Source organism: Pseudomonas sp. E45-MNA-CIBAN-0222 (assembly GCF_040310405.1).
In the GTDB taxonomy this organism is placed as follows: Bacteria; Pseudomonadota; Gammaproteobacteria; order Pseudomonadales; family Pseudomonadaceae; genus Stutzerimonas; species Stutzerimonas stutzeri_AC.
Genome location: NZ_JBEOPU010000001.1, coordinates 1 through 21,880, shown reverse-complemented (window position 1 = coordinate 21,880; position 21,880 = coordinate 1). Strand labels below are relative to the sequence as shown.

The following is a 21,880-nucleotide window of genomic DNA, read 5'->3' as shown; positions in this document are numbered from 1 at the left end:
TAAATGAAATCGCACGAGAAACTAGAAAAGAACGTAGGTCTGTTGACCCTGTTCATGATCCTGGCGGTAAGCATCGGCGGTCTGACCCAGATCGTCCCGCTGTTCTTCCAGGACTCCGTCAACGAGCCGGTTGAAGGCATGAAGCCTTACACCGCGCTGCAGCTCGAAGGCCGGGACCTGTACATCCGCGAGGGCTGCGTTGGCTGCCACTCGCAGATGATCCGCCCCTTCCGCGCTGAGACCGAGCGCTACGGCCACTACTCCGTGGCCGGTGAAAGCGTCTACGACCATCCGTTCCTGTGGGGCTCCAAGCGTACCGGACCGGATCTGGCCCGTGTCGGCGGCCGCTACTCCGATGACTGGCACCGTGCGCACCTGTACAACCCGCGCAACGTAGTTCCTGAGTCGAAGATGCCGTCCTATCCGTGGCTGGTCGAGAACACCCTCGACGGCAAGGACACTGCCAAGAAGATGTCGGCTCTGCGCATGCTTGGCGTTCCTTACACCGAAGAGGACATCGCCGGCGCTCGGGACTCCGTCAACGGCAAAACCGAGATGGATGCGATGGTGGCTTACCTGCAGGTACTCGGCACAGCTCTGACCAATAAGCGCTGAGTCGTACTGACCAAGAAAAAATGACCGGCTGGCAAATCAGCCGTCAGGGACTTCAATCGCGGACAGCCAGAGTTGCTCGGGCTGTCCAGGAGTAGCACATGAGCACTTTCTGGAGTGGATACATCGCCCTGCTGACGCTGGGCACCATCGTCGCTCTGTTCTGGTTGATCTTCGCCACCCGCAAGGGCGAATCCGCCGGCACTACGGATCAAACGATGGGACATGCCTTCGATGGCATCGAGGAATACGACAACCCGCTGCCGCGCTGGTGGTTCCTGCTCTTCATTGGCACCCTGGTGTTCGGCATCCTGTACTTGGTGCTCTACCCCGGCCTGGGTAACTGGAAGGGCGTTCTGCCAGGCTACGAGGGTGGCTGGACTCAAGAGAAGCAGTGGGAACGCGAAGTTGCTCATGCCGATGAAAAGTACGGTCCGATTTTCGCCAAGTACGCTGCCATGTCGGTGGAAGAAGTTGCACAGGACCCGCAAGCCGTGAAAATGGGCGCTCGCCTGTTCGCCAACTACTGCTCCATCTGCCACGGTTCCGATGCCAAGGGTTCGCTAGGTTTCCCGAACCTCGCCGACCAAGACTGGCGCTGGGGTGGTGATGCCGCTTCGATCAAAACCAGCATCCTCAACGGACGTATCGCAGCAATGCCGGCCTGGGGCCAAGCCATCGGCGAAGAGGGCGTGAAGAACGTCGCAGCGTTCGTCCGCAAGGACCTCGCGGGCTTGCCGCTGCCGGAAGGCACCGATGCCGACCTCAGCGCAGGCAAGAACGTCTACGCACAGACCTGCGCCGTCTGCCACGGTCAGGGTGGCGAAGGTATGGCCGCGCTGGGTGCGCCTAAGCTCAACAGCGCTGCCGGCTGGATCTATGGCTCGAGCCTCGGCCAACTGCAACAGACCATTCGCCATGGTCGCAATGGCCAGATGCCTGCTCAGCAGCAATATCTGGGCGACGACAAGGTTCACCTGCTCGCCGCCTATGTTTACAGCCTGTCGCAAAAACCGGAACAACTCCCTAACCAGTGAGCCCCAAAAGGGCGGTACACTCGTACCGCCCTTCTCGCCTTGTCCCCAGGCAACTTCCGCTACTCTGCGACTATCTGTCGCATCGCAAACTGACCAACGTCCTTCCCCCTCCGCGCTAGCACTTCTAAGCTGTGCTTCCGATTCGCCATCCCGCCTAGAACCATAAGGCGCAATCGTAATTTCCTACGCACCGGCGTGGTGCGATATCTCCCTGCACAGCACACGGAAAACGCTTTAAATCAGGGTTTTGGCCAGCAAAGACAGCCTGGGCGCGGTTTGCATTGCCCCCCTGCTTTCTCCATACTTGCCGCCGTTTTTGCCTTCGAAAATGCTATTAGCGTGGAAGCCTTGCATGAGCACAGCAATCAGTGAGACTGCTTATAACTATAAGGTGGTTCGCCAATTCGCCATCATGACGGTGGTGTGGGGAATCATTGGGATGGGCCTGGGTGTTTTCATCGCCGCGCAATTGGTGTGGCCCTCGCTCAATTTGGACCTGCCGTGGACGAGCTTCGGCCGTCTGCGCCCATTGCACACCAATGCGGTGATCTTCGCGTTCGGTGGTTGCGCACTGTTTGCCACGTCCTACTACGTGGTTCAGCGCACCTGCCAGGCGCGACTGTTTTCCGACGGACTCGCGGCCTTCACCTTCTGGGGTTGGCAGGCTGTGATCGTGCTTGCGGTCATCACGCTTCCGATGGGCTACACCAGCTCCAAGGAGTATGCGGAACTGGAGTGGCCGATTGATATCCTGATCACCCTGGTCTGGGTGTCGTATATCGCCGTGTTCTTCGGCACCATCATGAAGCGCAAGGCCAAGCACATCTATGTAGGTAACTGGTTCTTCGGTGCCTTCATCCTGGTGACGGCGATGCTGCACATCGTTAACAACCTGGAAATTCCGGTCAGCCTGTTCAAGTCCTACTCGATCTACGCAGGCGCTACCGATGCGATGGTGCAATGGTGGTACGGCCACAACGCCGTGGGCTTCTTCCTGACCACCGGCTTCCTCGGCATGATGTACTACTTCGTGCCTAAGCAGGCCGAGCGTCCGGTGTACTCCTATCGCCTGTCGATCGTCCACTTCTGGGCACTGATCACCCTCTATATCTGGGCCGGCCCGCACCACCTGCACTACACCGCCCTGCCAGATTGGGCGCAGAGCCTGGGCATGGTGATGTCGATCATCCTGCTGGCTCCGAGCTGGGGCGGCATGATCAACGGCATGATGACCCTGTCGGGTGCCTGGCATAAGCTGCGCACCGATCCGATCCTGCGCTTCCTGGTGGTATCGCTGGCGTTCTACGGCATGTCGACCTTCGAAGGTCCGATGATGGCGATCAAGACCGTCAACGCACTGTCCCACTACACCGACTGGACTATCGGCCACGTACACGCCGGAGCCCTCGGTTGGGTAGCGATGATCACTATCGGCTCGATGTACCACCTGATTCCGAAAGTGTTCGGGCGCGAGCAGATGCACAGCGTCGGCCTGATCAATGCGCACTTCTGGCTGGCCACCATCGGCACCGTGCTTTACATCGCCTCGATGTGGGTCAACGGCATCACCCAAGGCCTGATGTGGCGCGCGATCAACGAAGACGGCACCCTGACCTACTCCTTCGTCGAAGCGCTGGAAGCCAGTCATCCCGGCTTCATCGTCCGCGCAGTCGGCGGCGCGTTCTTCCTCGCTGGCATGCTGTTGATGGCATACAACACCTGGCGCACCGTACGGGCCGCCAAGTCAGCCCAGTACGACACTGCCGCGCAGATCGCTTGAGGAACGGATAGATGAAGAACCACGAAATACTCGAAAAGAACATTGGTCTGCTGACCCTGTTCATGATCCTGGCAGTGAGCATCGGCGGTCTGACCCAGATCGTCCCCCTGTTCTTTCAGGACGCAGTGAACGAGCCGGTTGAAGGCATGAAGCCTTACACCGCGCTGCAGCTCGAAGGCCGGGACCTGTACATCCGCGAGGGCTGCGTTGGCTGCCACTCGCAGATGATCCGCCCCTTCCGCGCTGAGACCGAGCGCTACGGCCACTACTCCGTGGCCGGTGAAAGCGTCTACGACCATCCGTTCCTGTGGGGCTCCAAACGTACCGGACCGGATCTGGCCCGTGTCGGCGGCCGCTACTCCGATGACTGGCACCGCGCGCACCTGTACAACCCGCGCAACGTAGTTCCTGAGTCGAAGATGCCGTCCTATCCGTGGCTGGTCGAGAACACCCTCGACGGCAAGGACACTGCCAAGAAGATGTCGGCTCTGCGCATGCTTGGCGTTCCGTACACCGAAGAAGACATCGCCGGCGCCCGTGATGCCGTCCGTGGCAAGACCGAGATGGATGCCATGGTGGCCTACCTGCAAGTGCTCGGCACTGCTCTAACCAACAAACGGTAACGCATGATGGAAATCGGTACTCTTCGCGGCCTGGGCACAATTCTGGTAGTCGTCGCCTTCATCGGCGTAGTGCTCTGGGCCTACAGCAGCAAACGCAAGCAAAGCTTCGACGAAGCAGCCAACCTGCCCTTCGCAGACGACGAGACCGACGCCAAGAAGCGTGAAGAAGAAGCTTCCAGGAGTAAGAAATAAATGACCTCGTTTTGGAGTTGGTACGTCACCCTGCTGAGCCTGGGCACAATTGCCGCGCTGGTATGGCTGCTACTGGCAACGCGCAAGGGACAACGCCCCGACAGCACCGAAGAAACCGTCGGGCATTCCTATGACGGCATCGAGGAGTACGACAACCCGCTACCGCGCTGGTGGTTCATGCTGTTCGTGGGTACCGTGATCTTTGCTCTTGGATACCTGGTGCTGTATCCCGGCCTAGGCAACTGGAAGGGCATTCTGCCCGGTTACGAAGGTGGCTGGACCCAGGTCAAGGAATGGCAGCGTGAGATGGACAAGGCCAATGAGCAATACGGCCCGCTGTATGCCAAGTACGCTGCCATGCCGGTAGAAGAGGTTGCCAAGGATCCGCAAGCCCTGAAGATGGGTGGACGTCTGTTCGCATCCAACTGCTCGGTCTGCCATGGCTCTGATGCCAAAGGCGCCTATGGCTTCCCGAATCTGACCGACGACGACTGGCTGTGGGGCGGCGAGCCTGAAACCATCAAGACCACCATCCTGCACGGCCGCCAGGCCGTGATGCCTGGCTGGAAAGACGTGATCGGCGAAGAAGGCATCCGCAACGTAGCTGGCTATGTTCGCAGCCTGTCCGGACGTGATACCCCAGAGGGTATTAGCGTCGACATTGAGCAGGGTCAAAAAATCTTCGCGGCCAACTGTGTAGTCTGCCATGGACCGGAAGCCAAGGGCGTTACAGCCATGGGCGCGCCGAACCTGACCGACAATGTCTGGCTGTATGGTTCGAGCTTCGCTCAGATTCAGCAAACCCTGCGCTACGGTCGCAATGGCCGCATGCCTGCTCAGGAAGCGATCCTTGGTAATGACAAGGTTCACCTGCTGGCGGCCTACGTCTACAGCCTGTCGCAGCAACCGGAGCAGTGATTGCTCGAGGTCGGGGGTGACGTCCTGTCGCACCCGACCTCAAAACTCCGGGCGTACCATTCGCAGCTGGACAGAAAATTGATCCTGGTTGGCACGTATCGGCCGGGGCACCCACCTTCCGCCGTGGTACGCACTCGATGACTGAGCAGATTCCCGTTCGTGATGTAACCCCCCCGTCCAAGGCCGGAGCGTCAGCTGACCTCTACGCCGCGCGTGAAAAAATTTACACCCGAGCCTTCAGCGGCTTGTTTCGTAATCTGCGACGCGTAGGCGGCGCGGTACTCTTCATCCTCTTCTTCGGAACCGTCTGGCTCAACTGGAACGGCCGTCAGGCTGTCTGGTGGGACCTGCCGGATCGCAAGTTCCACATCTTCGGGGCGACGTTCTGGCCCCAGGATTTCATGCTGCTGTCGTGGCTGCTAATCATCTGCGCCTTCGGCCTGTTCTTCATCACCGTCTTCGCTGGCCGCGTCTGGTGCGGCTACACGTGCCCGCAGAGCGTGTTCACTTGGGTGTTCATGTGGGCGGAGAAGATCACCGAGGGTGATCGCAACCAGCGAATGAAGCTCGACAAGGCGCCAATGAGCGCCAACAAGTTCCTTCGCAAACTGGCCAAGCACGCCATCTGGCTCGCGGTTGGCATCCTCGTGGCAATCACCTTCGTCGGCTACTTCACGCCCATTCGCGAGCTGGTTCCCGACCTGCTCACCTTGAACGTCAACGGCTGGGCGGCGTTCTGGATCGGCTTCTTTACCCTCGCCACCTACGGCAGTGCTGGCTACCTGCGTGAGCAGGTGTGCATCTACATGTGCCCGTACGCGCGCTTCCAGAGCGTGATGTTCGACAAGGACACGCTGATCGTTTCCTACGACCCGCGCCGTGGCGAGAAGCGCGGCCCGCGGAAGAAAGATGCCGACTACAAGGCCATGGGGCTTGGCGACTGTATCGACTGCACCATGTGCGTCCAGGTCTGCCCAACCGGTATCGACATCCGCGACGGTCTGCAGATCGAGTGCATTGGCTGCGCAGCCTGCATCGATGCCTGCGATGCGATCATGGACAAGATGAACTATCCACGCGGGTTGATCAGCTACACCACCGAGCACAACCTGTCTGGCCAGAAGACGCACCTGATGCGTCCCCGCCTGATCGGTTATGCCGTCGCCCTGGCGGCCATGATGGGTCTGTTCGCGTACGCCGTTTACGATCGCCCGCTGGTCAAGCTGGACGTACTCAAGGACCGCGTGCTCTATCGCGAGAACGAGCAGGGCAACATCGAGAACGTTTATACGTTGAAGGTCATGAACAAGGCTCAGCACGAGCGCACCTTCGTGATCGAGGCATCCGGCCTCGATGGCCTGGTCTACGAAGGCCGCAGTGAGATTCGCGCCGAAGCCGGCGAGCTCGTTACCATCCCGGTCGAGCTGTCCATCGCGCCTGAAAAGCTTCCCTCAAGCACCAACGAAATCGTCTTCCACGTTCGCTCGGTAGACGACGATTCAATTAACGATGATGCAGACAGCCGTTTCATCGGCCCAAGCATTCGCTAAGCAAGGTAATACATGCGCTCTGATAACGAACAAACGCGTTGGTACACCCAGTTCTGGGCCTGGTTTGTCATTGCAATCCTGTTGAGCTCGGTGGTTCTGGGGCTGTCACTGTTGACCATCGCGATTCGAAACTCCGACTCGCTGGTTGCGGACAACTACTACGACGCCGGCAAGGGCATCAACCAGTCACTGGAACGTGAGAAGCTAGCCGAAAGCCTGGAAATGCGCGCTCAGCTCGTGCTCAACGACGAGCGCGGCCTGGCCGAAGTGCAGCTGAGCGGTGCCAGTCGCCCCCAGCAGCTGGTGCTCAACCTGCTCTCTCCCACCCAACCTGAGCGTGACCGCCGCGTCATTCTGCAGCCTCAGGGCGACGGCTTGTATCAGGGACAAATGCAAGAGCCGGTCAGTGGCCGGCGCTTCATTGAACTGATCGGTCGCGAGGGCGAACAGGACTGGCGTCTGTACGAAGAAAAAACCATCGAAACCGGCCATGCGCTCGAACTGACGCCTTGACCCCCTGATGGCAAAGCCCCTTCCCTGCTACCACTGTGGCCTGCCGGTACCTGCCGGCAGCCCCTTTCAGGCCCGCGTGCTGGGTGAGGCGCGGGCTTTGTGCTGTCCGGGCTGCCAGGCGGTCGCGGAGGCGATCGTCAACGGCGGGCTGGAAAGTTACTACCTGCACCGCAGCGACACGGCAATCAATCCTCAGGCGCTCCCCCAGGAGCTCGGCGAGGAGATGGCCCTTTACGATCGTAAGGACGTACAGGAGCCCTTCGTCCAGCATCAAGGGGAGCTGGCGAGCACATCGCTGATGATCGAGGGCATCAGCTGCGCGGCCTGTGGCTGGCTGATCGAACGTCATCTGCGCAACCTCAGCGGTGTCGCCGAGGCCAGCCTGAACCTATCCAACCACCGCCTGAATGTGCGCTGGAGCGACGCCCAGCTACCGCTGAGCGAGCTGCTAGCTGAGCTGCGGCGGATTGGCTATGCAGCACACCCCTATCAAGCCGATCAGGCAGCCGAGCGCCTGGCCAGCGAGAACCGGCGCTCGCTGCGCCAACTAGGCGTAGCCGGGCTCCTGTGGATGCAGGTGATGATGGCCACCATGGCGACTTGGCCCGAGTTCAACCTGGATTTGTCGGAGAGCTTCTTCGTTACCCTGCGCTGGACTGCCTTGTTGCTGACCACGCCAATCGTCTTCTACTCCTGCACGGACTTCTTCAAAGGGGCGCTACGCGATTTGCGCACACGCCACCTGACCATGGACGTGTCGGTGTCGCTGGCGATTGGTGGTGCCTATGTCGCCGGCATCTGGTCTACGATCACCGGTCAGGGTGAGCTGTACTTCGATGCGGTAGGCATGTTCGCCCTTTTCCTGCTGGCCGGTCGTTATCTGGAACGAAGGGCGCGAGAGCGTACTGCGGCTGCCACAGCGCAACTGGTCAATCTGCTCCCCGCCTCCTGCCTGAAGCTCGACGCAGAGGGCCACAGCAACCGTATTCTGCTCAGCGAGCTGCAGCTAGCCGACCGCGTGCTTGTCCAGCCCGGCGGATTGATTCCTGCAGATGGCGTCATCATCAGCGGCCAATCCAGCGTCGACGAGTCAGTGCTTACCGGGGAGTACATGCCTTTGCCTCGCGGCGTCGGCGATGCCGTCACTGCCGGCACACTGAACGTGGAAGGTCCCTTGACGCTTGAAGTGCAAGCCCTGGGTGACGAAACTCGTCTGTCGGCCATCGTCCGGCTGCTCGAGCGCGCGCAGGCGGACAAACCAAAGCTGGCCGAGCTGGCTGACCGGGTCGCGCAGTGGTTTTTGCTGATAGTTCTGGTGGTGGCCGCTATCGTTGGCCTGGTCTGGTGGCAGATCGACCCGCAACGCGCGTTCTGGATCGTCCTGGCCTTGCTGGTCGCCACCTGCCCCTGCGCCCTGTCCTTGGCGACCCCTACCGCGCTCACGACAGCGACAGGCACGCTGCACAAGCTCGGGCTGTTGCTGACCCGAGGACACGTGCTGGAAGGTCTCAATCAGATCGACACCGTAGTATTCGACAAGACCGGCACCCTGACCGAGGGTCGACTGACGCTCAGCGCCGTGCATCCGCTGGGCGCGCTCGATGCCGATACCTGCCTGGCGCTGGCGGCAGCCCTCGAAAACCGCTCCGAGCACCCGATCGCGCGTGCTTTCGGCCGGGCGCCACAAGCTGCTGAATCGGTCGAGACCGTTCCAGGCCTTGGGCTTCATGGCAGGGTCGACGGGCGCAACCTGCGAATCGGCCAACCCAATTTCGTTGCGGAGGGTTTCTCCCAACCAGCCCCTACCATTCCCGGCGAACAGGGGCAGTGGCTGTTGCTGGGTGACGAACAGGGCCCGCTGGCCTGGCTGGTGCTGGACGACCGTCTTCGTGACGACGCCCCGGCCCTGCTCGACGCCTGTCGCCGTCGCGGCTGGCAGACACTTCTACTGTCTGGCGATAGCTCACCCATGGTCAGCCAGATCGCCAACGAACTGGGCATCGATCAGGCTGAGGGCGGTATGACGCCTGCGGCTAAACTATCCAGACTGCAGGCCTTGCAGGCTCAGGGGCATCGCGTTCTGATGCTTGGAGATGGCGTCAACGACGTTCCGGTGCTTGCCGTGGCCGACATCAGTGTCGCGATGGGCTCTGCGACGGATCTCGCCAAGACCAGTGCAGATGCAGTGCTGCTGTCCAATCGACTGGCCAGTCTTGCGCAGGCATTCGATGTTGCACGCCGCAGCCGGCGCATCATCATCGAAAACCTGACTTGGGCAAGCCTGTACAATGGCCTCATTCTTCCCTTTGCTGCGATTGGTTGGGTCACGCCGCTTTGGGCCGCACTCGGGATGTCTATCAGCTCGCTGCTCGTGGTATTGAATGCGCTGCGACTGACCCGCCAACCAAGCAGCCGCAACTGAATGCTTCGCCGCAATGCCGCACGTTGTGGCTCCGCTCCGTTTGCGCATGGCCACGAAACAATGGCAGCTGAAGCTTCTTGCTTCAGACCCTGGAGGTCCTGATGGCCGCTCTGTATATCCTGATTCCTGTCGCTGTAGTGCTGGTGGCCCTGGCTATATGGGTTTTTTTCTGGGCAGTGGATAGCGGTCAATTCGATGACCTGGACGGCCCGGCACACAGCATCCTGTTCGACGACGACGAGCCGCAGCGCCCGGCAGAAGACAAGCAACCGGAGAAAATTGAAGAGCCGCAGGAGCAGCGCAAAGGTGATTGAGCTGTTGCCCCTCCTGGTGTCTGCCTTCGTGTTGGGCCTACTCGGTGGCGGTCATTGCCTGGGCATGTGTGGCGGCTTGATGGGCGCATTGACCATGGCAATCCCGCCAGACCAGCGCGCCAAGCGCCTTCGCCTGTTGATCGCCTATAACCTGGGCCGGGTGCTGAGCTACGCAGCCGCTGGCTTCCTGATCGGCTTGGCCGGGTGGGCAGTGGCGAACAGCCCTGCTGCGATGGCAATGCGGATCCTTGCCGGACTCCTGTTGATCACCATGGGGCTGTATTTGGCCGGCTGGTGGAGCGGCCTGACCCGCGTAGAAGGCCTTGGACGGGGGCTTTGGCGGCAAATCCAACCCATTGCGAGCAGACTGATGCCGGTCACCAGTCTGCAACGCGCGTTGATCCTGGGCGCACTCTGGGGCTGGTTGCCATGCGGGCTTGTCTATAGCACCTTGCTCTGGTCGGCCAGCCAAGGCGATGCACTGGATAGCGCATTGCTGATGCTTGCGTTCGGGATCGGTACTTGGCCGGTCCTGCTGGCCACCGGCCTCGCTGCCGAGCGCCTGACAGCCTTGCTGCGCAAACGCGGCGTACGGGTCATCGGCGGAGTCATGGTGATCCTCTTCGGCATCTGGACCCTGCCAGGCCCTCATCAGCAATGGCTCATGGGACATGGCTCAGCGGCGAGCCAGCACGACTCGCATAATCACTGAGCTCAAACCAGCGCTTACGGCTCCTTAGGCAGCTGACGCTTGTGTGCGGTCTTGTCATAGGTATCAACGATTATCTGCGCCGCCTCGTCCGGCACCGGCTTACCCTGCAAGAAATCGTCAATATTGCGATAGCTGACTCCATGGGCGGCCTCATCCGGCTTACCAGGCGAAAGCTCTTCGAGATCAGCCGTGGGCACCTTGTGCACCAATTGCTCCGGGGCGCCCAATGCCGCCGCTATCTGGCGGACCTGATCTTTTACTAAACCGGCCAGCGGCGTCAGGTCGCATGCACCGTCACCGAACTTGGTGAAGAACCCCATCACCGCCTCTGCCGCATGATCGGTGCCAATGACGAGCCCCTGGCGTGCGTTGGCAATGGTGTATTGCGCCACCATCCTCATCCGCGCCTTGGTGTTACCCAGCACGAAGTCGCGCTGCTCAGCGCTCAAAGGATCGAGTGCCTGTGTTGCAGCGGCCAAACCAAGCACCGCGGTGCCGATGTTCACCGTGTGACATTCGTCTGGCTTGATCGTCTCCACTGCCAGTTGCGCCTCGTGCTCGTCGTGTTGCACCTGATAAGGCAGGCGCACAGCGATGAAGCGATAGTCGTCCCCCCCGCCCGCTTCGCGCATCCCGGCGACGGCACGCTGAGCCAAAAGCCCTGCCGTGGTCGAATCGACCCCACCGCTGATCCCCAGCACCAGCGTCTTCAATCCCGACTCGCGCAGACAGGTTTGGATGAAGCTCACTCGGCGATCAATCTCGGCCTGAACCGACTCGGGCCCCGTGAATGGGGCGCAGACATTGAGCGCGGTTGCGATTTCCTGCTGACGACGGTGCATGAAACTCTCCTCTGGCCATATGAGGCCCTGCTGAATCAAAAAACATGAGCGTCTTCGTCGGACCACACCTGAAGAGCAAAATCTCCGCGGTTCAGCCGCCGAACCGCCCCAACGGCTAGCGTCGGACCAAGTTTGATACAGGTCAAGTCCGCAGCACGGCCCTGCACCTAGAATCCAGCGACCGCTGCCATGACTGGGAACGCACATGCTCGACTCCATTCGCTGGGACTCCGACCTGATCCGTCGTTACGATCAGGCTGGCCCGCGCTATACGTCGTACCCTACTGCAGCCCAATTCAACGACAAGATCGGTTCGTTCGACCTGCTGCACGCATTACGCGCCAGCCGCCTGGCTGCTCGTCCGCTCTCCCTGTACGTTCATCTACCGTTTTGCGCCAACGCCTGCTATTGCTGCGGACGCCACAAAGTGGTCACCAAGGATCGCGGTCGCGCCCTGCCCTATCTGGAACGTCTGGAAAAGGAAATCGAACTGATTGCCTGCCATCTGGGCCAAGACCAGATAGTCGAACAGCTGCATTTCGGCGGCGGCACGCCTACCTTTCTCAGCCATGACGAACTGCGCCGCTTGATGAACCAGCTGCGCAGGCACTTCAACCTGCAGGACGACGATCATGGCGACTTCAGCATCGATGTCGACCCCCGGGAAGCGGATTGGCCGACCATAGGTCTACTGCGCGAGCTGGGTTTCAACCGTATCAGCATCGGCGTACAGGACCTCGACCCGGACGTCCAGCGTGCAATCAATCGCATGCAGACCTTGGAACAGACCCGCACCATCATTGAAGCGGCACGCACACTGCAATACCGGTCACTGAACGTTAACCTGATCTATGGCCTGCCTTTACAGACACCCGCGCGTTTCGCCCGAACAGTAGAAGCCGTCATTGAGCTGCAGCCCGATCGCCTCTCGCTCTTCAACTATGCCCATTTGCCGGGTCAGCCCACGCCGCAGGCGCGTAGCAATGCAGCTGACCTGCCTGCCCCTGCCGATAAGCTGGCCATGCTGGAACAAAGCATTCACCTGCTCACCGATGCCGGTTATCGCTATATCGGCATGGACCATTTCGCACTGCCGGACGACGAACTCGCGATGGCCCAGGAAGACGGCAGCCTGCAACGAAACTTCCAGGGTTACACCACACATGGACATTGCGATCTGATAGGCCTCGGTACTTCTGCCATCAGCCAAGTCGGTGATCTTTACTGCCAGAGTCAAATCGATATAACCGATTACCAGCGCCAGCTGGACCAGAACCAGCTGCCCACGGCTAGAGGGTTACGCTGCAATCAAGACGACCGTATCCGGCGCGCCATCATTCAGGCTCTCATCTGCGATTTCGAGCTCTGCTTTGAACGGATCGAGAGCGATTTCCGCATCGAATTCAGGGACTATTTCGCCGAAAGCTGGTCGATTCTGGAGCAGATGGCTGCAGATGGTCTTATCGAATTGACCGACTCTCACTTAATCGTCCAGTCAGCGGGGCGTCTACTGGTGCGCTCCATATGCATGCTGTTCGATCACTATCTTCCCGAACGCGCAGGCCAGAGCTATTCCCACGTTATCTAGCATTTCTCTAACAATCTCTGCATTGCTGCCCCTGCGACCCTCGAGCCGATTGGCCATAGTCCACATCCTGAGTTAACCTTGCGCGCTATATTCAAGTCTCCAGGAAGTCCTCTATGTCGGAATCGATCAAGGTCCGTGCGCAGCGGCAAGCACATTGCAAGGATTGCAGCCTGTCCGGGCTGTGCCTGCCCCTGTCGCTGAACATGCAGGACATGGACGCTTTGGACGATATCGTCAAACGCGGCCGGCCGCTAAAGAAGGGCGAGACGCTATTCCGCCAGGGCGATACCTTCAGCTCGGTCTTCGCCGTGCGTTCCGGTGCGCTTCGAACATTCAGCGTGACCGATGGCGGTGAAGAGCAGATCACCGGCTTCCACCTGCCCAGCGAGCTGGTCGGTCTTTCCGGCATGGACACCGAAATGTATCCGGTCACGGCCCAGGCGCTGGAAACCACATCGGTCTGCGAAATTCCCTTCGAGCGTCTCGACGAGCTGAGCGTGCTGCTGCCACAACTGCGCCGCCAACTGATGCGCATCATGAGCCGCGAAATCCGCGACGATCAGCAAATGATGCTGTTGCTGTCCAAGAAGACCGCTGACGAGCGTATTGCCACCTTTCTGATCAACCTTTCTGCGCGTTTCAGTGCGCGAGGCTTCTCGGCCAACCAGTTCCGTCTGCCCATGTCGCGCAACGAGATTGGTAATTACCTGGGCCTAGCGGTCGAAACCGTCTCCCGCGTGTTCACCCGCTTTCAGCAGAACGGCTTGCTTGAAGCCGAGGGCAAGGAAGTACGCATCCTAGATTCCATTGGACTATGCGCCCTTGCAGGCGGCGCCATGGACGCCTGAGTGACCGTGTTTGGAGTAGTTCGATGATCTTTGACGAGTTCAGCATCAAAACCCTGATCCGACCGGTGCAGGATTTCCCCCGTCCGGGAGTGGTGTTTCGCGACATCACCCCGCTGTTTCAGTCGCCCAAGGCGCTGCGCATGGTCGCCGACAGCCTCATCCAACGCTATGTAGAGGCCGATTTCACCCACATCGGAGCGCTCGATGCGCGTGGCTTTCTAGTTGGCTCCATCCTCGCCTACGAGTTGAACAAGCCGCTGGTGCTCTTCCGCAAGCAGGGCAAGCTGCCCGCAGATGTGTTGTCGCAGGCCTATAGCACCGAGTACGGCGAAGCCCATCTGGAGATCCATGCCGACAGCCTCTGCGAAGGTGATTCGGTGCTGCTGTTCGATGACCTTATAGCCACCGGCGGCACCCTGCTCGCCGCTGCGCAACTAGTGCGACGCATGCGTGCGAACATCCATGAGGCCGCAGCAATCATCGACTTGCCCGAGCTCGGTGGGTCGCAGAAGTTGCAAGACATCGGCATTCCCACCTTCACACTCACCGCCTTTGCCTTGAGCGACCGCTGACGGCATTCGTCTGGGCGCCGCGATTCAAACTGAGGGAATGCCCGTGCTTAACACGCTTCGGCGCAGCCTGCTGATCCTGGCACTGGCTTGCACTCTCCCCTCGCTCGCACTGGATCGCAATGCGCTGCTGGATCAGGCCAATGTCCTGCTGCTGCCCCGCGAGCGCGCCATCCCACAGCTGGAACTCGTCGATCAGAACGACCAGCCCTTCAGCACAGAAACACTGAAGGGCCGCTGGCATATCCTCTTCTTCGGCTTCACCGCTTGCCCCGACATTTGTCCGACTACCCTGAGCGAGATGCGTCGGCTGTTCGGTCAATTGCCCGCTGAAACACGTGAGCAGCTGCAGCTGGTATTGATCACTGCCGATCCTGCCCGCGATACACCGCAACAACTGAAGACTTACCTGAGCTACTACCGAGCGGGCTTCATCGGTTTAACCGGGGATATGGAGCAACTGCAAAGGCTATCCAAGGCGCTCGGCCTGCCGTTCGTTCCGGCAACCGAGACGGAGGGTGACTACAGTGTCAGTCACAGCGGAAACTTGGCTTTGGTGGGACCGGATGGCAGCCTGCGCGGGCATATTCGCGCCCCGCTGAAACTGGACGGGCTGCAGCGGGTATTGCCTCAGATACTCGACAACGAACGTTGATACGGACCACTCGGGGCCAACGCCAATCAGTGGCAATCCAATGTATCGGCTAGCACGTAAGCCTGAAACGCCACCTCATCGATCCAGTGCCGGGTCAGCTCCTCCAACCGCCCATCCGCCGACCACTGCGCCAGCAAATCGTTGGTCTGCTGCTGCAGGCCTTCGTCATCGAAGTTCAGGCTCATCTGCCGCTCAGAATCCGCAAGCCTCGGCAATAGATGCTTATAGCGCTGCCACTCCGGCAGGCTGGCAATTTCCATAAGCAGCACGTCGTCATCGACGACGGCGACGCACTCACCGAGCTTGAGCCCGATCAGCGCATGCGCGGCGCTCGGGTACTCCCGAGGGACGGCAGCAAAATGCTCGCTTAGCAGTATTGCGTATGGGCTCGCGCTACCGATGCAAACTGTCTGCCCCCGAAGGTCAGCCCAGGCGGCCAGCCCACCTTCCGTCGCGCTGAGCGCGGCAGGCGCAGCACGATAGTAAACCGCAGCGCCTGGCTGGTCGTCTGGCAGCAACCGCAGATCGGCATCCTTAGAACGGGCGACGAATAGCGCAGGCCGGCCCAGCGTTTCCGCCAACTGTTCGATTAGTGCCGGCTCGAAGCTCTCCTTTTCGCTGCTCGATAGCACCCGGTGCTCAGGCAAATGGACCTGCAGCGGCGCTGCAAACGATGCCACAGGCATCAACAGAGCAAACCCTATGGCCCGACGCAACGGAGCACGCATGTGAGCAGTCTCAGACGTACTGGTAACGCAGCATACGCTGCTTGAATTTCTCCAGCACAACCTGATCGATCAGCGTGGCGAGAATGGCAATGACCAGAATGTTCATCATCACCCCAACCATATCGGCGATTTCACCGGAATACGCCAGCGAACGACCGAGTCCCTGACCGAAGCCGATCAGCATTTCGGCGGAGATGAGCGCGCGCCAGGCGTTACCGAACGCCAACTGAGCGCCCGTGATCAGTTCCGGCATGACCGCTGGTAGATAAACACGGCGCAGCAACTGCCAGCGCGATGCGCCCATCACCCGAGCGGCGGCTACATGCACCGGTTGCACACTCTCGGTGGCATTCATCACCGACAGCGCCATAGGGAAAAAGGCCGCTAGCGCAACCACAACGATGATCGGCAGATTGCCGAACCCCATCACGATCAGGAACAGCGGGACCCAGGCGATCGACGGGATCGACTGGAGAATGACGATGGCCGAGCGAAGGATTTCGCGAAAGAAGAACAGCACGCCACCGACCAGACCGAAGCCGATACCGAACAGCAACGCAAAGCTGTAGCCACTGCCGAGACGACTCATGCTGCCGTAAAGCCCCTCGCGGAACTCCGGTTGCTGGACGGTTGTGAATAGGCGTTCGAAAACGGTTGGAATACCCGGCATCAGAAACGCCGGCAGGCTCCATGCCGCAGCTTGCCAGATCAACAGGATGAACAGGATTGCCAGAACCACGGCAAGGTACTTCTTCGGGCCGGTAAGACGACGTGCCTGACTCATGGATGCGCTACCTCCGTCTTGATACCTAGCAGGCTGAGAATTTCCTTGCGTTCGGCAGCGAAGTCGGACAGGTCGTGGCTTTTCTCGCAATGAGTGAAGTTGAAGGTTTTCAGCACTCGCGTCGGGCGCGCGCTGAATACGAGCACGTGATCGGCGAGGTAAAGCGCCTCATCAACATCATGAGTGACCAGCAGCACGGTTGGCTGATGCTCCTCAATCAACTCGCGCAGCACATCCTGCAGCGCCATTCGGGTCAAGGCATCGAGAGCACCAAATGGCTCGTCAAGCAACAACACCTCGGGCTTGGCGATAAAGGCGCGGGCCAGAGCCGTACGCTGGCGCATTCCACCAGATACCTGATGCGGATAGTAGTGTTCGAAGCCATTTAGCCCGACCCGCTCGAGCCAGCCCTGCGCCTGTTCGAATGCGCTGGTCTTGGCCACGCCCTGCAACTCCAGCGCCATAGCTACGTTGCCTTGCAAGCTGAGCCAGGGATACAACGCGTGCTCTTGAAACACCAATGTGCGTCGTGGACTTGGTTCGGTGATCGGTTTTCCGTCTGCAAGCACGCGACCCGCGCTAGGCTTTTCCAGCCCGGCCACAAGATGTAAAAGGGTGGACTTTCCGCAGCCGGAAGGTCCGACCAGAGCCACCAGCTCACCCTGGGCAAATTCGCCGCTAAAGCCCTTGATGACTTCGAGCTGCCCGAAGCGCTTGTCTACTTCTTCAAACCTGAGCTGCATAAAAATCCGCAAATCCAGAAACGAAATTGCCCGGCAATGCGGGCGATACAAACGGCCCGACGCGAAGCCGGGCGCATGTGATACCGAGCCAACGGGAAGCGATCAGAGCTCGCGAGCTTCCTGCCAGGACAGATCGAGGATGGCGCTGGTGTCGAACGGCTTGCCATCGCGGGTCTTCAGCGAGCCGAGCTCCTGCAGAATGTCCGCGAGCTCCTGAATGCGCGCGAGATCGTCCTCGCCAAGCTTGGCGCTGAAGGTTTGGGTGCCGATAGCCTCCTCAATAACGACTTCACGGGCGAGTTCGCCACGCTTTAGCGTCTTCAGTGTCGGCTCCGCGATGAAGTAATCGGCGATCAGCTTGGCCGCTTCGGCTGGCTGCTTGTCGAGCATTTCGATGGCATCGCGCTGGGCATCCAGGGATTTCCAGACGGCATCCTTGCGCTTGGCCAAAGTATCGCCGGATGTGATGACCACCATGCACGGGAACGGCCACACTTCTCCGATCTCGTAGACCTGGCGAACTGGCGCGACCAGCTGCGCGATGCGGTCATACGGCTCGAACAGGAAAGCCGCGTCAACACGCCCAGATACAAGTGACTGCACCGCAACGGCAGGGCTGACACCCATGATATTGACTTCACTCGGCTTCAGGCCGGCGTTCTTCAACGTCACACCCCGCAGGACCGCGTCGGCAGTGCTGCCTTCACGCTGGGAAGCCAACGTACGATCCTTGAGCCCGGCTACATCTTTGATGTCGGTTTCTTCACGCACGAGGATCGAGTGATAACCCTGCTGCGCGCCGCCCACAACCTTCAGATCAGCCCCTTTGGAGGCCCAGGCGACGGCATTGGTGAAGCCAAGCACGCCGGTATCCAGCTGACCGCCAACAATGGCTTTGATCAAGTCGGTGCCGGAGCTGAATTCGATCAGCTCAACATCGAGCCCATGTTTCTTGTACAGCCCGGCTTCATGCGCAACCATCGCCTGGGCATCATCCATAACGCGGATGTAGCCGACCTTGAACTTCTCCTGTGCCTGGGCAAACGCACTCAGCAGTAGAAGAGCTGGAACCAGCCAATGCTTCGCTTTCATTTCGACCTCGATTCGGATAGCCAGCGCATATAACCAAAATGAAGATTTATATTCTTTTTGGTTATCTAACTTTTGTGGTTTAGAACTTTACCCGAATCACACAGCAAACGGCACTACCGAGGTGGCATAACGTCATTACTTCGGGTTATAGGCTGATCGTCTTACGCCCCGCCAGGGCATGAGCCAAAGTGCCGCCATCGACCAGATCCAGCTCACCACCAAGAGGTACGCCGTGCGCGATTCGGCTGATGGTCAACCCCTTGGGAATCAACATTTGGGCGATATAATGTGCCGTCGCTTCGCCTTCCACTGTTGGATTAGTAGCAAGAATGACCTCGCTGAACGCCCCATCTGCAACACGTACAAGCAGTTCCGGAATGCCAATGGCTTCGGGCCCTAGGCCATCGAGCGGCGACAGATGGCCCTTGAGCACAAAATAGCGCCCGCGAAAGCCGGTCTGCTCGACGGCGAACACGTCCACCGGGCTCTGCACCACGCATAACAGCGAGTCGTCGCGCCGCGGATCGGCGCATTGCGGGCACAGATCATCTTCAGTCAACGTACGGCACTGACGGCAGTAGCCGACCCCTTCCATCGCTTTTGCCAGCGTCTGAGACAGACGCAAACCGCCACTCCGATCACGCTCCAGCATTTGTAAAGCCATGCGCTGCGCAGTCTTCTGCCCGACACCGGGAAGAATGCGCAGCGCGTCGATGAGTTGGCGAATCAGGGGGCTGAAGCTCATAGGTAATGTGTCGCTATAGAAAAAGGTAGCACCGAGCAGACGCGTTCAGACGCCATGCAGGGCAAGGCGCGAGAAGGCGTGGGCACCGGAACTTGCTGCTCTTAGGATGCCCGCGCCCTCGGACGACGCGGCATGTACGTCGACTGGATGACCCAGTTAGAAGGGCATCTTGAAGCCCGGGGGAAGCTGCATGCCAGCCGTCATGCCAGACATCTTTTCCTGGCTGTTCTGCTCGATCTTGCGCACCGCGTCATTGACCGCCGCGGCAATCAGGTCTTCCAGGATCTCTTTGTCTTCCTGCATGAGGCTGTCGTCAAGGCTGACGCGCTTGACGTCATGGCGCCCGTTCATCACGACGCTGACTAGACCAGCGCCGGACTGGCCCGTGACCTCGGCATTCGCCAGCTCTTCCTGCATCTTCTGCATTTTTTCTTGCATCTGCTGCGCCTGCTTCATCAGGCCGGCCATGCCACCTTTCATCATGGGTATCACCTCAATTCGATCAGGGTTCTGAATGTTCTACGGGTTCGATGGTGCCTTCGCGGATCACCGCAGCGAACTGCTGCATGAGTTGCTGGACCAGAGGGTCCGAATGAATCGATTGTTCCGCTGCGCGCTGCCGCTCGGCCCGGCGGCGATGTGCAGCCTGCGCTGGTGTTTCCTGCTCAGGCTTCTGCAACAGGATATCCAGCTGCAATGTGCGTCCATGGTACTGGTTCAGCGCGTCGTTCAGCCGTCGCTGTTGCGTGGGGTTGAACAGCGCGCTCTGCGCCGGATCGAGATGCATCAACCAACGATCCCCCTCCACAGCGATCAAGGTACAGTTGGCGGCGATGCTGCCGGTGAGACCGGACAAACCGAGTTTGAGATAAAGCTCAAGCCATTCCGCAGCGAGTCCAGTGGCCGGTTCCACCGCCGGCAGCGGCTCTGCCGTCTCCGGCTCGTCGCTCGCCTGGCTCAGCTCATCCAGATAGGCCTCGGCCTGATTCTCGGCCTCGAAGTAGTCCTCGTCAGTCAGAGGCGGCTCGTCATCGTCCGGCTCTTCGACCTGTACCACGGAGGCTACATGATCGCCTACGCCATCGGACGTCAAAGGCTCGGGCGGAACGGCACCAGCCTCGATCGCAACCGGCGGCACATCAGGAGGCTCGTTCCACGGCACATCGATGACAGGCGCGGTGTTTGGCTCTTCCACCACCTGAGTGGAAGGCACAGCTGAGGGCTCGGCGACAGGCGACTGCACCGGTGCGGAAACGGCAGGCGCAGCGGCAACAGGCTCCGGTACCGTTGCTGCAACCGTAGCCTCTGCGGATGGAGTAGACGACCCGACAATTGCTGCCGTATCGGCCACCGCTGCGGGCTTGGAATCAGCTGTGGCCGGGCTGATTCCCAGGGTCTTTAGCGGTGTTCGCGGCGCATCATCACTACCCGCAGGACGAAACGCCAACATCCGCAGCAGCACCATTTCAAAGCCGCTGCGCGGGTCTGGCGCCAGCGGCAGATCGCGCCGACCGATCAGCCCCATCTGATAATAGAACTGCACGTCTTCGGCTGGCAGCGCCTGGGCCAAAGCCAGCACGCGATCGCGATCGCCCTGGCCATTGTCCACGGCCTCCGGCAGCGCTTGGGCAATGGCGACGCGGTGCAACACATTGAGGATTTCGGCGAGTACACCAGCCCAGTCCGGACCCTGCTCGGCCAGGTGACGAACCGCCTCGAGCAACGCCCGAGCGTCGCCTTCGAGCAATGCCTGCAACACGCCGTAGACCTGGCCGTGATCGAGGGTGCCGAGCATCGCGCGTACATCGGCGGCCAGCACCTTGCCCTCACCGAAAGCGATCGCCTGATCGGTCAGGCTCATCGCATCGCGCATCGAGCCATCCGCGGCACGACCCAGCAGCCATAGCGCATCGTCTTCAAAAGGTACGTTCTCGACGCCCAACACATGAGTGAGGTGCTCGACCACTCGCTCCGGCGGCATGTTCTTCAGGGAGAACTGCAGACAGCGCGAAAGAATGGTGACCGGCAGCTTTTGCGGATCGGTGGTCGCCAGCAGGAACTTGACGTGGGGTGGCGGCTCCTCAAGGGTCTTGAGCAGCGCATTGAATGAGTGCGACGAGAGCATGTGCACTTCGTCGATCAGGTAAACCTTGTAACGCCCGCGACTCGGCGCGTATTGCACGTTGTCGAGCAGTTCGCGGGTGTCTTCGACCTTGGTGCGACTCGCAGCATCGACCTCAATCAGATCGACGAAGCGTCCCTCATCGATCTCGCGACATACCGAGCACTCGCCACAGGGCGTCGAACTGACCCCGGTTTCACAGTTCAGGCATTTGGCGATGATCCGCGCGATGGTCGTCTTGCCAACGCCTCGCGTGCCGGTGAACAGGTAGGCATGGTGCAGGCGCTGATTGTCGAGCGCATTGATCAAGGCCTTGAGCACATGGGTCTGGCCGACCATTTCGCGGAACGAGCGCGGACGCCATTTACGTGCAAGAACCTGATAACTCATAACACCATCGCGGGGGACAAGGCAGGTCGGGTAGGGACAAGCCATTACTGGCCCGTCCCCCCCTAAGAACCGTACGTGCGGCTTTCACCGCATACGGCTCA

General features: G+C 60.0%; 23 protein-coding genes. 15 read left to right on the top strand and 8 right to left on the bottom strand.

Translation table 11 applies throughout. The features are described from left to right. Nucleotides 1–3 precede the first annotated feature (3 nt). The 11 genes from ccoO (AAEZ08_RS00115) to AAEZ08_RS00065 all read left to right on the top strand — a co-directional run bounded on the left by ccoO (AAEZ08_RS00115) (nucleotide 4) and on the right by AAEZ08_RS00065 (nucleotide 10,673). Entirely contained in the window at nucleotides 4–615 is a 612-nt protein-coding gene (ccoO, locus tag AAEZ08_RS00115; protein ID WP_013982574.1) for a cytochrome-c oxidase, cbb3-type subunit II, read from the top strand. Nucleotides 616–713: 98 nt separating this feature from the next. Further along, nucleotides 714–1,649: a cytochrome-c oxidase, cbb3-type subunit III gene (ccoP, locus tag AAEZ08_RS00110; protein WP_500123492.1), complete on the top strand. Its 936-nt coding sequence runs from the start codon at nucleotides 714–716 to the stop codon at nucleotides 1,647–1,649. A gap of 352 nt (nucleotides 1,650–2,001) precedes the next feature. Beyond that, a complete protein-coding gene (gene ccoN, locus AAEZ08_RS00105) occupies nucleotides 2,002–3,429 on the top strand; it encodes a cytochrome-c oxidase, cbb3-type subunit I (RefSeq protein ID WP_003285279.1) in 1,428 nt (475 codons plus the stop codon). Nucleotides 3,430–3,440: 11 nt separating this feature from the next. Continuing rightward, on the top strand, nucleotides 3,441–4,052 hold the full coding sequence (gene ccoO, locus AAEZ08_RS00100; protein ID WP_058065935.1) for a cytochrome-c oxidase, cbb3-type subunit II: 612 nt from the start codon (nucleotides 3,441–3,443) through the stop codon (nucleotides 4,050–4,052). Between the two features lie 6 nt (nucleotides 4,053–4,058). Next, the gene (locus AAEZ08_RS00095) at nucleotides 4,059–4,244 is read left to right on the top strand and encodes a CcoQ/FixQ family Cbb3-type cytochrome c oxidase assembly chaperone (RefSeq protein ID WP_003285368.1); all 186 of its coding nucleotides are present in this window, start codon (nucleotides 4,059–4,061) and stop codon (nucleotides 4,242–4,244) included. Further along, nucleotides 4,245–5,162 (top strand): cytochrome-c oxidase, cbb3-type subunit III, encoded by a 918-nt coding sequence (gene ccoP, locus AAEZ08_RS00090; RefSeq protein WP_003285367.1) that lies wholly within the window; start codon nucleotides 4,245–4,247, stop codon nucleotides 5,160–5,162. Nucleotides 5,163–5,299: 137 nt separating this feature from the next. Then, nucleotides 5,300–6,712, top strand: coding sequence for a cytochrome c oxidase accessory protein CcoG (gene ccoG, locus AAEZ08_RS00085; protein WP_181067261.1), 1,413 nt, complete (start codon nucleotides 5,300–5,302; stop codon nucleotides 6,710–6,712). Nucleotides 6,713–6,724: 12 nt separating this feature from the next. Next, the gene (locus AAEZ08_RS00080; protein ID WP_003285363.1) at nucleotides 6,725–7,225 is read left to right on the top strand and encodes a FixH family protein; all 501 of its coding nucleotides are present in this window, start codon (nucleotides 6,725–6,727) and stop codon (nucleotides 7,223–7,225) included. A 7-nt stretch (nucleotides 7,226–7,232) separates the two neighbouring features. Beyond that, nucleotides 7,233–9,647, top strand: coding sequence for a heavy metal translocating P-type ATPase (locus AAEZ08_RS00075; protein WP_181067262.1), 2,415 nt, complete (start codon nucleotides 7,233–7,235; stop codon nucleotides 9,645–9,647). Nucleotides 9,648–9,748: 101 nt separating this feature from the next. After that, entirely contained in the window at nucleotides 9,749–9,961 is a 213-nt protein-coding gene (ccoS, locus tag AAEZ08_RS00070) for a cbb3-type cytochrome oxidase assembly protein CcoS (protein WP_003285359.1), read from the top strand. Then, nucleotides 9,954–10,673: a sulfite exporter TauE/SafE family protein gene (locus AAEZ08_RS00065; RefSeq protein ID WP_003285358.1), complete on the top strand. Its 720-nt coding sequence runs from the start codon at nucleotides 9,954–9,956 to the stop codon at nucleotides 10,671–10,673. Before ccoS ends, AAEZ08_RS00065 begins: the two co-directional genes overlap by 8 nt. 14 nt (nucleotides 10,674–10,687) lie before the next feature. Here the strand turns inward: AAEZ08_RS00065 and nadE are convergent, their stop codons facing one another. After that, nucleotides 10,688–11,515 (bottom strand): NAD(+) synthase, encoded by an 828-nt coding sequence (gene nadE / locus AAEZ08_RS00060; RefSeq protein WP_482693265.1) that lies wholly within the window; start codon nucleotides 11,513–11,515, stop codon nucleotides 10,688–10,690. A 205-nt stretch (nucleotides 11,516–11,720) separates the two neighbouring features. Here nadE and hemN point away from each other — a divergent pair, with 205 nt between their 5' ends. The 4 genes from hemN (at nucleotide 11,721) to AAEZ08_RS00040 (ending at nucleotide 15,175) form a co-directional block, all read left to right on the top strand. Continuing rightward, nucleotides 11,721–13,103 carry an oxygen-independent coproporphyrinogen III oxidase gene (gene hemN / locus AAEZ08_RS00055; protein ID WP_500123491.1) on the top strand — a complete coding sequence of 461 codons (1,383 nt, stop codon included), beginning with the start codon at nucleotides 11,721–11,723 and terminating at the stop codon, nucleotides 13,101–13,103. A 113-nt stretch (nucleotides 13,104–13,216) separates the two neighbouring features. Then, entirely contained in the window at nucleotides 13,217–13,951 is a 735-nt protein-coding gene (gene fnr / locus AAEZ08_RS00050) for a fumarate/nitrate reduction transcriptional regulator Fnr (RefSeq protein WP_003285353.1), read from the top strand. A 23-nt stretch (nucleotides 13,952–13,974) separates the two neighbouring features. After that, on the top strand, nucleotides 13,975–14,523 hold the full coding sequence (locus AAEZ08_RS00045; protein WP_003285352.1) for an adenine phosphoribosyltransferase: 549 nt from the start codon (nucleotides 13,975–13,977) through the stop codon (nucleotides 14,521–14,523). Between the two features lie 37 nt (nucleotides 14,524–14,560). Beyond that, nucleotides 14,561–15,175: an SCO family protein gene (locus tag AAEZ08_RS00040; protein ID WP_500123490.1), complete on the top strand. Its 615-nt coding sequence runs from the start codon at nucleotides 14,561–14,563 to the stop codon at nucleotides 15,173–15,175. A 26-nt stretch (nucleotides 15,176–15,201) separates the two neighbouring features. Here AAEZ08_RS00040 and AAEZ08_RS00035 read toward each other — a convergent pair whose 3' ends face one another. From AAEZ08_RS00035 to dnaX, 7 genes are all read right to left on the bottom strand, one after another. Continuing rightward, a complete protein-coding gene (locus AAEZ08_RS00035; protein WP_500123489.1) occupies nucleotides 15,202–15,903 on the bottom strand; it encodes a type 2 periplasmic-binding domain-containing protein in 702 nt (233 codons plus the stop codon). 10 nt (nucleotides 15,904–15,913) lie between these two features. Beyond that, nucleotides 15,914–16,687 carry an ABC transporter permease gene (locus AAEZ08_RS00030; protein WP_003285349.1) on the bottom strand — a complete coding sequence of 258 codons (774 nt, stop codon included), beginning with the start codon at nucleotides 16,685–16,687 and terminating at the stop codon, nucleotides 15,914–15,916. Next, entirely contained in the window at nucleotides 16,684–17,430 is a 747-nt protein-coding gene (locus tag AAEZ08_RS00025; RefSeq protein ID WP_003285348.1) for an ABC transporter ATP-binding protein, read from the bottom strand. Before AAEZ08_RS00025 ends, AAEZ08_RS00030 begins: the two co-directional genes overlap by 4 nt. Before the next feature lie 102 nt (nucleotides 17,431–17,532). After that, nucleotides 17,533–18,522 carry an ABC transporter substrate-binding protein gene (locus AAEZ08_RS00020; protein ID WP_427701798.1) on the bottom strand — a complete coding sequence of 330 codons (990 nt, stop codon included), beginning with the start codon at nucleotides 18,520–18,522 and terminating at the stop codon, nucleotides 17,533–17,535. 145 nt (nucleotides 18,523–18,667) lie between these two features. Continuing rightward, nucleotides 18,668–19,267, bottom strand: coding sequence for a recombination mediator RecR (recR, locus tag AAEZ08_RS00015; RefSeq protein ID WP_500123488.1), 600 nt, complete (start codon nucleotides 19,265–19,267; stop codon nucleotides 18,668–18,670). A gap of 156 nt (nucleotides 19,268–19,423) precedes the next feature. Beyond that, nucleotides 19,424–19,750: a YbaB/EbfC family nucleoid-associated protein gene (locus AAEZ08_RS00010; protein WP_003285344.1), complete on the bottom strand. Its 327-nt coding sequence runs from the start codon at nucleotides 19,748–19,750 to the stop codon at nucleotides 19,424–19,426. A gap of 19 nt (nucleotides 19,751–19,769) precedes the next feature. Next, a complete protein-coding gene (gene dnaX, locus AAEZ08_RS00005; protein ID WP_500123487.1) occupies nucleotides 19,770–21,779 on the bottom strand; it encodes a DNA polymerase III subunit gamma/tau in 2,010 nt (669 codons plus the stop codon). Nucleotides 21,780–21,880 lie beyond the last annotated feature (101 nt).